This is a genomic window from Exiguobacterium sp. SH4S7 (assembly GCF_004336795.1).
In the GTDB taxonomy this organism is placed as follows: Bacteria; Bacillota; Bacilli; order Exiguobacteriales; family Exiguobacteriaceae; genus Exiguobacterium; species Exiguobacterium aurantiacum_A.
The window spans coordinates 25,267-37,976 of sequence record NZ_SJUT01000010.1; the positions used below are offsets into that span (position 1 = coordinate 25,267).

The following is a 12,710-nucleotide window of genomic DNA, read 5'->3' on the forward strand; positions in this document are numbered from 1 at the left end:
CGCAAAATTAATTAAAACGCCGGGATCGCCGTTTCGTCGTAATTCTCTTCTAAGAACGCACGGACTTCGTCGCTCGTGAGCGCTTCACCGAGTTTCTGGATCGCTTCATCGTCCTTATTGTCTTCACGGGCGACGAGCGTGATGGCGAAGTCGTTCTCGACCCCTTCCGTCAAGAGCGCGTCGCTCTTCGGTGTAAGGTTGAGCGGTGCCGCGTACGCCGGCGTCATGAGGACCGCGTCGACGTCGTCATAGGCACGCGCGAGCATGAGAAGGTCGACTTCTTCAAACTTAAGGTTTTTCGGGTTATCCGTAATGTCCGCTTGCGTGTAATACGAGCCATTCTTCTCCCCGAGCTTGATCACGTCGTGTTGCGCGAGGAGCGAGAGTGAGCGGTCGATGTTCGAGACGTCGTTCGCGATCGCGATCGTCGCGCCTTCTGGGATGTCGTCGATGTTGTCGTACTCTTTCGAGTAGACGCCGTAGTTGGCGAAATAGATCGGTTCGATCGGGACGAGGTTGGCGTCATTGCTGCGGTTGAACTCTTCCATGTACGGGACGTGCTGGAAGAAGTTCGCATCGACTTCTTTCGCCGCGAGCGCCGTGTTCGGTTGCACGTTGTCGCCGAGGACGACGATTTCGAGTTCGATGTTGTCTTCTGCGAGCTGGTCTTTTGCGATCTCGAGCATGTCGGTCATCGGTGGGATGAGCGAGGCGACTTTGAGCGTCTGCGGCTCGTTCGTCGGTGCTTCCGTCGTTGTTTCGTTGTCAGTTCCACACGCCGCGAGGACGAGGGTAAGTGAGGCGAAGAGTGCCATTAATTTTTTCATTGATTTTCCTTCTTTCTATAGATGATTAGCGTTTGTCGATGACCCGGGCCACCGTCGTACCGGTGAACTGGATCAGCTGGACGAAGACGAGCATGATGAAGATCATATACAGCATCAGCTCCGTCTTGAACTGTTGATAGCCGTAGCGGATGGCGAAGTCGCCGATGCCGCCGCCCCCGACCACCCCCATGATGGTCGAGTACGAGATGAAGCTGATGATCGACGTCGTCAGCCCGAGGACGAGTCCGGACCGGGCCTCGACGTATAGAAACTTGAAGATGACGTCTTTGATCGACGCCCCCATCGATACGGCCGCCTCGACGACGCCACGCGGGACGTCTAGGAGCGACTGCTCGACGAGACGAGAGTAGTGGGCGATGGCGATGATCGCGAGTGGCACGGTCGCTGCCGCCGTCCCGAGCGCCGTTCCGATGATGAGCCGCGTAAATGGAATCAAAAACACGACGAGGAGCAGGAACGGGAACGAGCGGACGATGTTGACGACCAAGTTGAGCACCGAGAAGACGGCCCGATTCTCGAGCAACTGCCCTTTCCGGGACAAGTAGAGCCACGTCCCGAGCGGTAAGCCGACGAGGACGGCGGCGAGGATCGAGACGCCGACCATGATGAACGTCTCACCGATCGAGCGCCAAATCTCGGTCTGATATTGAACGAGCACGTCAGGCATCCGGCTCACCCACCTTTCGCAACTTGTTGACGAACCAGGCCGGATTGTTGTCGATTTCCGGGACACCACGCGGGACGAGACCGAGCGTCTCATACACCGATCCATCCGCCATGACGGTCACGCGGTCACACACTTGCTTGATGACGTCCATCTCGTGGGTGACGATGACGATCGTGACACCGAGCGCCTCGTTGATCGACTTCAGCACGCCGAGGATCTCGGCCGTCGTGTTCGGGTCGAGCGACGAAGTCGGCTCGTCACACAACAAGACGTGCGGTTCGTTCGCGAGCGCCCGGGCGATGGCGACGCGTTGCTTTTGCCCGCCACTCAGCTGGGCCGGGTACTTGTCCTTGAACGACTCGAGCCCGACGAAGCGGAGGCATTCGAGCACCCGTTCCTCGTGCTGCGCTTTTGGTCGCCCGGCCAGTTTGAGCGGGGCGACCACGTTGTCATATACCGTCTTGTTGCCGACGAGGTTGAACTGTTGAAAGATCATCCCGATGACGTGTCGCTGTTCGCGGAGTTGCCGGCTCGATAGACTCGTCAGTTCGTTCCCATCGACCGTGACCGTCCCTGCGTCCGGCGTCTCGAGCAAGTTCATCAGGCGCAGCAGCGTCGACTTGCCGGCACCGCTCGCACCGATGATACCGTATACCTCGCCTCGTTCAATCTGAAGCGAGACGTCACGGACCGCCTCGTCACGACCAAACTGTTTGCTTACATTCGTTAACGTGATCATAGACCGTCCCTTTCTTTCATACTGGAAAAGTGGAATGATAACCGTTCTCCATTTTAGCGAACTAAAGGACGATTGTCAGTTGAGGCGGCTCGTCATAATGGTTCGGTCTGAGCTTGAAGTACGTTTTACTTCACTTTCCGCCTTCTAGACACTTATAATAAAATTAATAAATACCATAGGGGGTATATGAATGACTACCGAAATATTATTGACCTTCGCTGTCTTGGCGCTAGCGATCGTCTTATTCGTCACCGATAAACTCCGGACCGACCTCGTCGCCGTCTTGATCATGGTCATCTTGCCATGGACCGGGGTCATCACGGCTAATGAGGCATTTTCTGGATTCGCGTCAAACGCTGTCATTTCTGTCATCGGGGTTATGTTGATCGGTTACGGTGTCGAACGTTCCGGCATCATGACCGTCGTCGCAGAATTTATCACGAAACGAGTCGGGGTCAAAGAAAAGAACGTTATGGCAACGACATCGACAACCGTAGGACTCATCTCGGCGTTCATGCAAAACATCGGTGCGGCCGCCTTATTTTTACCGGCCTTGAAGCGGATCAGTAAAAATGCCAACATCCCGGCTTCCAAGCTGATCATGCCGATGGGGTTCGCCGCCATTCTCGGGGGCACACTGACGATGGTCGCTTCGGGCCCGCTCATCATCTTGAACGACTTGTTGACCGAGTCCGGGTTTGACGCTTTAAACTTGTTCGCTGTCACACCAATCGGTCTCGTTTTGCTCGCGACCGGCATCCTCTACTTCTACTTCGCGGGCGGCCTCGTCTTGCCGAAAGCGTCCGGGGAAACGCAGACGACGAGCGCTTCTTTCATGGAGGAAACGCATCAATTGACGACCGACATCCATGAGCTCGACGTCAACGCTCGCCTTGCCGGACAAACGATTGAACAACTCGATATTTGGTCGACGTATGGGATCAACATTCTCGCACTTCGCGAAGGTGAGAGCCACGTCTATGGCCCTTGGCGCAAGACTCGCCTCGCCATCGGGCAGACGCTCGCCATCCTCGGAACGGACGAGGCGATCAGTCGCTTCGCGGCCGATTATGAACTGACCATCAAACCTGAACTCGAATACTTCGCTTCTCTTGAAAACGAAGACGAGAGCGGGTTCGCTGAGATCATCATCCCGCCAACGTCGCCGTTCATCGGGAAGACGCTCCGCGATATTGGCTTCAGGAAAAATTTCCGACTTGAGCCGCTTGCCATCGTCGGAAGCGACGGTGCGCAGACAAAACTGGAAAACGTCCCGTTCGAAGCCGGCATGCAACTCGTCGTCTACGGCAGTTGGAAAGATTTGATCAATTTGCGGAACGGTCGCGAAGTCGCGATTTTAAGCGATGTGAAAGCACCCGAACTCGCACCACAGCAGAACAAGAAAAAGCCAGCCTTGTTTTCAATCATCGTCGCCCTCGGTCTCGTCTTTCTCGGCTTTCCACTGTCGCTCAGCTTCTTTACGGGAGCCCTGCTGATGATTTTACTCGGTGTCATCCCGAAAGATGAGATTTACCCAGCCATTGACTGGAAGACCGTGTTCTTACTAGCCGGGCTCATCCCGCTCGGTATAGCCTTTGAAAAGAGTGGCGCTGCCGCTTATACGGCGGATGCCATCGTCAATCTCGTTGGCGGGTGGAGCACGCTCGCAATTCTATTCATCATCGGGATCATCACGATGTTCTTCTCACTCTTCATGTCAAACGTGGCAGCGACCGTCTTACTCGTCCCGCTCGTTCTGATGATGGCCGATACGTTCAACATCGATCCGATCGGTCTCGCGCTACTTGTCGCGATATCGGCTTCGAACTCGTTCATTTTACCGACCCATCAAGTCAACGCCTTCATCATGGGACCGGGTGGTTACCGCAACGCGGACTATATGAAGGCCGGAGGAGTCATGAGCCTCCTCTTCCTTGTTGTCTCGGTTATGATGATTTACGTATTATATATGTAACATTCGAAAAGGCAGAACGCGCGATCACGCTTTCTGCCTTTTGTGCATTTAAATCGGGTGCCGCTTGAAATGGTCGGCGATATGAGACCGCATCGCATCACGGTTCTCAGCGAAGATACGATGTCGGTGTCCGTTTCCGCCTGACGGATGCGGAAACCCGCTCACGACACGTTCTGGTGCGATGAGCCCTCGGGCGACGAGCGTCTCGACGGCCCGACGCACGTTGACACCCATCGGTAAAATGAGCGCATCTTCGAGGACGGCCATCTCGTCGGCGAAACTGCCCTCGACGTATGAACGGAACAGCTCCGTTCTTAACATGTCCGGACTCGAACCGTTATAGTTCTTTCCTTTGTAAAAGACCGGATAAGGCAACACAGCGGTGTTCTGCACGAGATGGTTCGCCTCACCGAACAAGTCGAGCGTCGACTCGATCTGGAGATGGTGATGCAAGTCCAGGTCGTCGAGCATCGTCACCAAGTTCTTGCGGATCGGTCCTGAGAAGCTGCCGCGCTGTTTGACGGCCTGGAGCGCTGCTTCATCCGAAGCGTCAGCCAAGTCGCGGATCGCCTCGAACGACTGTCGCATTTGATAGAGACCCGGTGTGATGCCAGCAATGACGACTTTGGCGTTCGGATTGATGTATTCGAACGGGGCATAATAAATGGTCAATTGCTTCTTCGGGTCTTCCTCAAGAAGGAACGTCTCGCTCTTCAACGTCGCTTCGTCCATGTCAGGAAGCTCAATGATTTTCTGTTTATAGGCTTGAAACAGGTCGGTTCGTGTCGGCACGATTCATCCTCCTTTCGTGTTCTGTCTTATCCTGTTCCCCAAAATCATTATGTGAAAAAAGTTCATGAAAGCGACAAGATTCCGCCGTTAGTTAAGCGTTTTCATTCCCTTTTTTATGCTATTCTTTTCTTGTCAGTTTGGTAATTACATATCTTTAATTACCTATAATTAGGATGGGGAGCGTGGGATAAAGTGAAAGCAGTCGTAGTCAATTCATCTAACAAAGCGAATATCGAAGTGGTTGAAAAGGAGTTGCGCCCACTAAATTCTGGAGAGGCGCTTGTCGACGTCGAGTATTGTGGCGTATGTCACACGGACCTACACGTTGCCGCGGGAGATTTCGGTGATGTCCAAGGCCGCGTACTCGGACACGAAGGCATCGGGATCGTTTCAAAAATTGCTGACGACGTAACGAGTTTGAAAGTCGGAGACCGCGTCAGTATCGCCTGGATGTATCATGCCTGCGGGCGTTGTGAGTACTGTACGACCGGACGCGAAACGTTCTGCCGCCACGTACAAAACGCTGGATATAGCGTTGATGGCGGGATGGCCGAGCAAAGTATCGTAATGGCCGATTTCACTGTCAAAGTACCAGACGGACTCGATCCGGCACAAGCTTCGAGTATCACGTGTGCCGGTGTCACGACGTATAAAGCCATTAAAGTGGCTGACGTGAAGCCAGGTCAAATCGTTGTCATCTACGGATGCGGTGGTCTTGGCAACCTGGCAATTCAGTACGCCAAACACGTGTTCAATGCGTACGTCGTCGCAGTCGACATCAATGACGACAAACTCAAACTCGCTAAAGACAGCGGCGCCGATATGATCATCAATCCAGTGACAGAGGGCGCTGCGGACAAAATCATCCAAGAGCAACTCGGGGGCGCACATGCAGCGGTCGTCACGGCCGTTTCAAAAGTAGCCTTCAACTCTGCGGTCGACGCTGTAAGAGCGTGTGGAAAAGTTGTCGCGGTCGGACTTCCGTCTGAAACAATGGATTTGAATATCCCACGTCTCGTCCTCGATGGCATCGAAGTCGTCGGATCACTCGTCGGTACACGTAAAGACTTAGAAGAGGCTTTCCAGTTCGGGGCCGAAGGAAAAGTCGTACCGGTCGTCCAGAAACGTTGCCTCCACGAAGTCCAAGATATTTTCGAAGAGATGGAACAAGGTAAAATTCAAGGACGAATGGTCATCGATTTCAAAAATAAAGAATGCCAGTAAAAAAACGAGGCCATTTGGTCTCGTTTTTTTACTGGCGTCTAAACCGGGTCATCGTATGACATGATCATCTGTTCAGTTGAACTTGAGATACTAGCGCATTGACGCGCCCTATCCGCTTTTGTATAGTTAGGAACGACAAAACAGAATAGGAGTGACCAATTTGACTCCATACGAACAACTTACGCCAACGCACCTTTTGGATTTGCTCGGTGAGCGCCACGATCAAATCCGACGCATTAGCGAACGGGCATGGAACGAACAACATGATATTTACATCTCCAACTCGGAATGGTACATCCTCGCCCGCATCTACCGAAAGAATCCGACCATCTCCGAAGTGACACGGAACGTCCATGTGTCACGCCAGGCGATCCATAAACTGATCAAGAACTTGAAGACAAAAGAGCTCGTCACGGTGACCGACCACCCGACGAGCCGAAAAGACAAATGCATTCAGCTGACCGACCTCGGTATCCGCTGTTATGAACAAAACGAGGCGCTAAAAGCCGATCTCGAACAAAAAATTGCCACGACACTTGGCGACGATGCGTTTAATCAATTGCAGACGTTGCTCCAAACCGACTGGAAACTGTGATCTCTTCTCATCATAAGAAGAGGTTTTTTCCGTCTGTGCGGCCTTCAATGTCAACCGGGTTGACAATTTACATCAATTACCTCTATAATGGATATTAGGAAGAGGTGATCGATTTGTTCAAAATTGATGATTTAATCATCTATTCGACCCACGGAGTTTGTCGCATTGACGAAATTTCCGATATGACGGTCGCAGGTGAGACGAAGTCGTACTATACGCTCCATCCAATCAACAACGCGCAGAAGCTACAGATCAGTATTCCGGTCGATAGTGACAAAGTCATGATGTTGACACTCTTGGAAGCTAAAGAAGCAAAAGAGATCCTCGAATCGTTCCGCTCTCCTGGTGTCGAATGGAATCCCCATCCGAATAACCGGAACCGCGAATTCTTGCATGTCGTTCATTCGGGCAACCGTCACGATATCGCTCAAGTCATCAACACGCTTGCTCGGAGACAAACCGAAGCAGTTTCGTTGAACAAAAAGTTATATGAACAGGATCGTAAGATTTTAGAAAACGCTAAAACGATTCTTGTGAAAGAACTTTCACTCGCGCTTCATTTGTCGGAAGAAGTCATCGATCAACAGATTGCCGCTTATTTGAGCGCTGAACCTGTTGCCGCCACTTGATTGGACCCTTCTATATGAAGCGGTCTTTTTTTATTGTTTGAACGCCTGTAACACTTGTTCCTTCAACGGTTGGAAGCTCATCCCTAAGTTCCCGTGGTACATAAAATGCTTCGAGCATAGCACCGTCCCGATTCCACCGTCACGGTATGTAAATGGAATCGGGCCTTTTGCAATCCAGTCGCAGAGTCGAAGGTTTCGATTGAAAGTCTGACGTGGAACCATGTGCTCCTCTTCAAGCAAATCGAGCAGTTCGCCGAGTGCCTGTTTGCTATGGACAATAATTACTTTCGGTCGATAGGTGAATAACAATTCTCGGAACACTCGATTCCCATACTGAATCAAGTCAGGATTTACGCTAAGCAAATCTTTCGCTCGTCTCGTCGGATAGGCGTTCATATTCGTCTCAATCACTTCAACTTCTCCATTCGCCCTCAGCTCTAAATCTTCGACAAATTTATTCAAGCCGATCCGCGTGCGTGATAAGTCCGTCTTCCCTTGCGAACGGCGAATCATCTTCACGCGCTCCAAAAACTGCTCTCGATGACAAAATGTATCGATATACTCTTCAGCACTTGCAAAGTCGTCCTTATGCATCGGCGTCGCTGGATTGATGCCAACGATGAAGACGTTGCCTTTTGAACTCGGGGATTTACTGACGAACGGTCGGAAATAGTAGGGATGGGGCGCACGTTCGACCCAACTTTTTAACACTTCAACTGAACACATGCCCCGGTCTCCTCTCAATCAGTCTGTAAAGTCACATCTTCAGCTAATCCTGTATTGTTAATCTTGTTGTACTGGTCATAAGCTTCCGTCACTTCGTTCAAGTCTTCTGGATCAATCAAAAATGTTTGAGTCCCTTTCTCAATCAGCAAAAGCGGCTGCCCTTTGAACTTTACTTCATCCAAGATCTCGGATGCGTCTCGAACGATCACTGTCTCCGTTGTTGGCGTAAGGCACCGGACTTCTGTATGATCTAGCCACTCCAATATTTCTGTGACTTCCGACTCGACATCAAACAATATGGCGACCAAAACATAATGATCCCCTTGTTTCATCAGGACAGCATAGCAATCACCCATTTGGACGCATTCCGTCTTCGCCGTCTCCATATAGTCTTCGTAATGAGGGAGGACACAATACTCGTAACTGTCCGGATATTTTCGCAGGTGTTCGAGATAAGCACCATACTTTTTTCTTTCCCACTGTGTAAGCTTGATTTTATCCATCCTCTACCTCCTACATGATGGTATTCACCTTTTATTTATAACCAATATATGGTTTTTAATGTTGCAATTCAAAAGAAAAAGCGAGAATATTTTCGCATTCTCGCTTCAACCGATTCAATTGTGCACGACACCCTTTTCTTTCAAGCCGAGCGCCATTGCCGTCGATTCGTGGATCGTCTTGAACAGCTCAGGATGGTCTGAGAGCGAGACGCCGTACGATGGCACCATCGCCTTGATCTTCGGCTCCCATTCCGGCAACTGCTCAGGGAAGCACTGCTCGAGCACTTTCAACATGACGTGGACGGCAGTCGACGCACCGGGTGACGCACCGAGGAGCGCCGCGACCGAACCGTCTTCCGCACTGACGACTTCTGTCCCGAATTGGAGCGTGCCTTTGCCTGCTGGCGTGTCTTTGATGACTTGCACACGCTGACCAGCGGCGACGATTTCCCAATCCTCGTTTTTCGCGGTCGGGATGAACTCACGGAGCTCGTCCATCCGCTTGTCGTGCGACAAGAGCACTTGCTCGATCAAATATTTCGTGAGCGGCATCTCTTTCGCCCCGGCCGCAAGCATCGTCACGACGTTGTACGGTTTGACCGATTGGATGAGGTCGAGGTTCGAGCCTGTCTTCAAGAACTTCGGCGTAAAGCCGGCGAACGGTCCGAACAAGAGCTCTTTCCGTCCATCGATGTAACGTGTATCAAGATGCGGCACCGACATCGGCGGCGCGCCGACTTTCGCCTTGCCGTATACTTTGGCGTGGTGCTGCTCGATGACGTCACGGTTTTTACAGACGAGGAACAACCCGCTCACCGGGAATCCGCCGATATGCTTCGACTCCGGGATACCCGTCTTTTGCAACAACGGCAAGCTGCCGCCACCGCCGCCGATAAAGAGGAACGGCGCCGTATGCGTCTCGATCGTATTCGCCTCGATGTCCTTCACTTTCACTTCCCATAGCCCGTCTGGCAACCGTGTCACGTCCTCGACGCTATGCTTGTAGTTGACCTCGACATCATGATTCGTCAAATGGTCAAACAGCACCCGCGTCAGCGCGCCAAAGTTGACGTCCGTCCCTGAGTCAATTTTCGTCGCGGCAATCGGCTCATCGATCGTGCGACCTTCCATGACGATCGGCATCCATTCGCGCAACTGCTCCGGATCGTCCGATAAGACCATACCATCGAACAACGGATTATTTGTTAGCGCTTCCAAACGTTTCTTCAAGAAGCTGATATCTTTCTCCCCTTGGACCATGCTCATATGTGGGATCGAGCGGATAAAGTCTTCCGGTTGTTGGATCAATCCTTTGTTCACCAGATGCGCCCAAAACTGGCGCGAGATTTGGAACTGCTCGTTGACGTTAATCGCTTTTGAGATGTCGAGCGTGCCGTCCGAATTCTCGGTCGTATAGTTCAACTCGCAGAGGGCGGCATGCCCCGTTCCTGCGTTATTCCACTCGTTCGAGCTCTCTTCCCCTGCGCTTGCGAGCTTCTCGAACACTTTGACTTCCCACTCCGGTACGAGCTCTTTAAAGAGCGACCCGAGCGTCGCGCTCATAATTCCCGCACCAATCAAAATGACGTCTGTTCTCTTTTGGACACTGCTCATGAAAACCCCATCCTTCTCCCCTGGATTTGTGTATGAAACGATTCAGTAAATCCCCATTCGCCGATCGTTTCTTTGTAATCGTTATACTGATTATAACGCTTTTGTGATGAAAGATAAGGGTTAAGTAGTGAAAATAGAGATGAAACTTTTAAGAAGAATTCGGCTCATTAATCGTGAAGGGAGAAAATTACCATGAGGCGAGGCGTCAGTTTTAAAATACCGAACAACTACGGGACTTATTTATTAGAAATACTGAAACCAATCGAATTGAGCCGTTACATGTGGTTCATTCTCGGTGAAGAATCTTACACGGTAAGGGATGACGAGTTAAGTGAGCTGTTATTCCATGAACCGACTGTGATGGATGGAGAAGCGTTTGGCGATTTAATCAGCCAAGACCAACACTATCTCATCTTTTTGAATCTAAAAGCTTTTCCAGCTGGACCGGTGACGGATGTCGAAACGTATGAGGCATTCCTCGACAGCCCTTGCGAATTTGCCCTATTGATTGTCGACAGCACGTTCGTCGACATCTATTGTAAAAATCAACGAATGATTGAATCATTTTATGACCATGCGCTCTCATGTGAATTCAAAGAAGTCGCCTACCTGACCGATGCCAACGATATGAGAACAACATTAACAATTTGGTAAAATACGCTCACCCAAAATGATCAAGGAGAATCCACTATGCCAACCATCTACCTCGTCCGTCACTGTTCGGCCACCGGTCAAGAGCCGGACGCTCCGCTCACGGAAGCCGGTCAAATCCAGGCGATCGCCTTGCGCGATTTTTTCGAAGACGTCCCGATCGAGCGCATCATCTCGAGCGATTACACTCGGGCCGTCGCTTCAATCACACCTGTCGCTAACGAGCGGAACTTAACGATTGAACAGGAACCGAAGCTTCGTGAGCGCATCCTCTCGCTCGAACCGCGGGCTGATTGGTTCGACCTACTCCGCCACTCGTTCGACGACCCTTCGTTCAAGTTACCCGAAGCTGAGTCGGGCCTAGACGCAACTGCTCGGATTTTGGACGTCGTCACTCAAATAAACGGTCCGACGATTCTCGTGACACACGGCAATCTGCTCGCGCTCTTGTTACAACATGTGGATAACCAGTTTGATTTCGAGACGTGGCGGAATCTTAGTAATCCGGACGTCTATCAGTTGGAAATTGTGGATAACTTTTTTTCAGTCAAACGCGTCTGGTCGGACCCTGCCTGTGGATAACGTTATCCACAGAAAAAGCCGTCTCATCACGAGACGGCTTCACTGCTTCACTTTTCCACAAAGAACATCGAGATCGCACCTAGACCGACGTGAGTCCCGACCGAGACACCCATCTGCATCAGATAAATCTCACCTTCGAAGTCCGATTCGGCTTGGATTTTCACTTTCAAGTTCTCAGCGATTTTCTGGTCCGATGTATAACCGATGATGATGAAGTTTGTGACGTCTTTGTCGTAGCGTTTAATGAACTCGTCCGTGTAGTGCTTGAGCACTTTCCGAGTTCCGCGTTCTTTGGCGACGATGGCACCTTTCCCGTTCTTCATGCTCATGATCGGCTTGACCATCAACAGCTTGCCGATGATCGCGCTCGCGTTCGAGATACGGCCACTCTTGATCAAATGATCCAAGTCGTCGACCGACAAGAAGTGTTTCACTTTCATCTTATACGCCTCATTGAAGTCGACGAGTTCCTCGAACGTCGCACCCGCTTCACGCATCTGTGCGCTCTTCATAAGTAACCAACCGCTGCCGTGGCTCATCGAACGGGAATCGACGATATGAATCTTCACCGTCGAATCCGGATGCGCCTCTTCAAAATATTCTTTGCCGAGCACGGCCGATTGATACGAACCACTCGTCCCACTCGACATGCAGATACATAAAATTTCGTGATGGCCGGCCGTGACGGCATCTTCCATCAGCTTCAAAAACGTCGCCGGGCTCGGCATCGCCGTCGTCGGAAATTCCGGTAGCGCTTCCAACATTCCGTAAAACTCATCGGGCTGAATATCGACGCGGTCTTCATACGACTTATTGTTCATCGTGATGATGAGCGGAGCTACACCGATATCATATTTTGCTAAAATGTCGTCTGATAAATCGCAAGTTGAGTCGGCTAGTAATTTAATCATAGTATCCTCCAAATTGTCTCCTAAGGTGACGGGAATCGTCCTAGTTCACTACGCCGATTAAGACGTCAAGACAGGACACCTTTAGTGTACCAAATATAGAGGGTTTGATGTTTTTTTACTAGGCTCAATGTGCGACTTATTCATGTTTTTGAATCGATGTGCGAATTCGGGTCGTATACACTACAGGATTCACTATTCCTCACATGCAAAACAGCATATAATGCTAACACTAAGCTTGTAGCCGTAAGGAGAAG

At 51.0% G+C, this 12,710-nt stretch carries 14 protein-coding genes; 6 read left to right on the forward strand and 8 right to left on the reverse strand.

Features of this window, described 5'->3' with window-relative positions; all coding sequences use genetic code 11:
- Positions 1-11: 11 nt before the first annotated feature.
- The 3 genes from EVJ29_RS13940 to EVJ29_RS13950 are packed head-to-tail and all read right to left on the reverse strand — an operon-like array spanning position 12 to position 2,254.
- Positions 12-827 carry a MetQ/NlpA family ABC transporter substrate-binding protein gene (locus EVJ29_RS13940; protein WP_070328009.1) on the reverse strand — a complete coding sequence of 272 codons (816 nt, stop codon included), beginning with the start codon at positions 825-827 and terminating at the stop codon, positions 12-14.
- Positions 828-852: 25 nt separating this feature from the next.
- Positions 853-1,515, reverse strand: coding sequence for a methionine ABC transporter permease (locus EVJ29_RS13945; protein ID WP_071398721.1), 663 nt, complete (start codon positions 1,513-1,515; stop codon positions 853-855).
- Positions 1,508-2,254: a methionine ABC transporter ATP-binding protein gene (locus tag EVJ29_RS13950; protein ID WP_131505306.1), complete on the reverse strand. Its 747-nt coding sequence runs from the start codon at positions 2,252-2,254 to the stop codon at positions 1,508-1,510. Before EVJ29_RS13950 ends, EVJ29_RS13945 begins: the two co-directional genes overlap by 8 nt.
- 190 nt (positions 2,255-2,444) lie before the next feature.
- Here EVJ29_RS13950 and EVJ29_RS13955 point away from each other — a divergent pair, with 190 nt between their 5' ends.
- A complete protein-coding gene (locus EVJ29_RS13955; protein WP_131505307.1) occupies positions 2,445-4,229 on the forward strand; it encodes an SLC13 family permease in 1,785 nt (594 codons plus the stop codon).
- 48 nt (positions 4,230-4,277) lie between these two features.
- Here the strand turns inward: EVJ29_RS13955 and EVJ29_RS13960 are convergent, their stop codons facing one another.
- On the reverse strand, positions 4,278-5,021 hold the full coding sequence (locus tag EVJ29_RS13960) for a hypothetical protein (RefSeq protein WP_131441319.1): 744 nt from the start codon (positions 5,019-5,021) through the stop codon (positions 4,278-4,280).
- Between the two features lie 192 nt (positions 5,022-5,213).
- Here EVJ29_RS13960 and adhP point away from each other — a divergent pair, with 192 nt between their 5' ends.
- The 3 genes from adhP to EVJ29_RS13975 all read left to right on the forward strand — a co-directional run bounded on the left by adhP (position 5,214) and on the right by EVJ29_RS13975 (position 7,469).
- On the forward strand, positions 5,214-6,245 hold the full coding sequence (adhP, locus tag EVJ29_RS13965; RefSeq protein ID WP_070328005.1) for an alcohol dehydrogenase AdhP: 1,032 nt from the start codon (positions 5,214-5,216) through the stop codon (positions 6,243-6,245).
- Between the two features lie 160 nt (positions 6,246-6,405).
- Positions 6,406-6,840, forward strand: coding sequence for a MarR family winged helix-turn-helix transcriptional regulator (locus EVJ29_RS13970; protein WP_070328004.1), 435 nt, complete (start codon positions 6,406-6,408; stop codon positions 6,838-6,840).
- A gap of 104 nt (positions 6,841-6,944) precedes the next feature.
- Complete coding sequence (locus EVJ29_RS13975; protein WP_016510581.1) at positions 6,945-7,469, forward strand: CarD family transcriptional regulator; 525 nt, start codon at positions 6,945-6,947, stop codon at positions 7,467-7,469.
- A 30-nt stretch (positions 7,470-7,499) separates the two neighbouring features.
- On the opposite strand, the gene EVJ29_RS13980 is transcribed toward EVJ29_RS13975, so the two are convergent.
- From EVJ29_RS13980 to mqo, 3 genes are all read right to left on the reverse strand, one after another.
- Positions 7,500-8,195, reverse strand: coding sequence for a hypothetical protein (locus tag EVJ29_RS13980; RefSeq protein ID WP_131441320.1), 696 nt, complete (start codon positions 8,193-8,195; stop codon positions 7,500-7,502).
- A 14-nt stretch (positions 8,196-8,209) separates the two neighbouring features.
- The gene (locus tag EVJ29_RS13985; RefSeq protein ID WP_131441321.1) at positions 8,210-8,698 is read right to left on the reverse strand and encodes a hypothetical protein; all 489 of its coding nucleotides are present in this window, start codon (positions 8,696-8,698) and stop codon (positions 8,210-8,212) included.
- A gap of 114 nt (positions 8,699-8,812) precedes the next feature.
- Positions 8,813-10,312, reverse strand: a complete 1,500-nt coding sequence (gene mqo / locus EVJ29_RS13990) for a malate dehydrogenase (quinone) (RefSeq protein ID WP_131441322.1) — start codon at positions 10,310-10,312, stop codon at positions 8,813-8,815.
- Positions 10,313-10,504: 192 nt separating this feature from the next.
- Here mqo and EVJ29_RS13995 point away from each other — a divergent pair, with 192 nt between their 5' ends.
- Together EVJ29_RS13995 and EVJ29_RS14000 are read left to right on the forward strand one after the other, a co-directional pair.
- Entirely contained in the window at positions 10,505-10,966 is a 462-nt protein-coding gene (locus EVJ29_RS13995; protein ID WP_131441323.1) for a DUF2691 family protein, read from the forward strand.
- A gap of 36 nt (positions 10,967-11,002) precedes the next feature.
- A complete protein-coding gene (locus EVJ29_RS14000; RefSeq protein ID WP_070327998.1) occupies positions 11,003-11,545 on the forward strand; it encodes a histidine phosphatase family protein in 543 nt (180 codons plus the stop codon).
- A gap of 47 nt (positions 11,546-11,592) precedes the next feature.
- Here EVJ29_RS14000 and EVJ29_RS14005 read toward each other — a convergent pair whose 3' ends face one another.
- Positions 11,593-12,456 carry a DegV family protein gene (locus EVJ29_RS14005; protein WP_070327997.1) on the reverse strand — a complete coding sequence of 288 codons (864 nt, stop codon included), beginning with the start codon at positions 12,454-12,456 and terminating at the stop codon, positions 11,593-11,595.
- Positions 12,457-12,710: the final 254 nt, after the last annotated feature.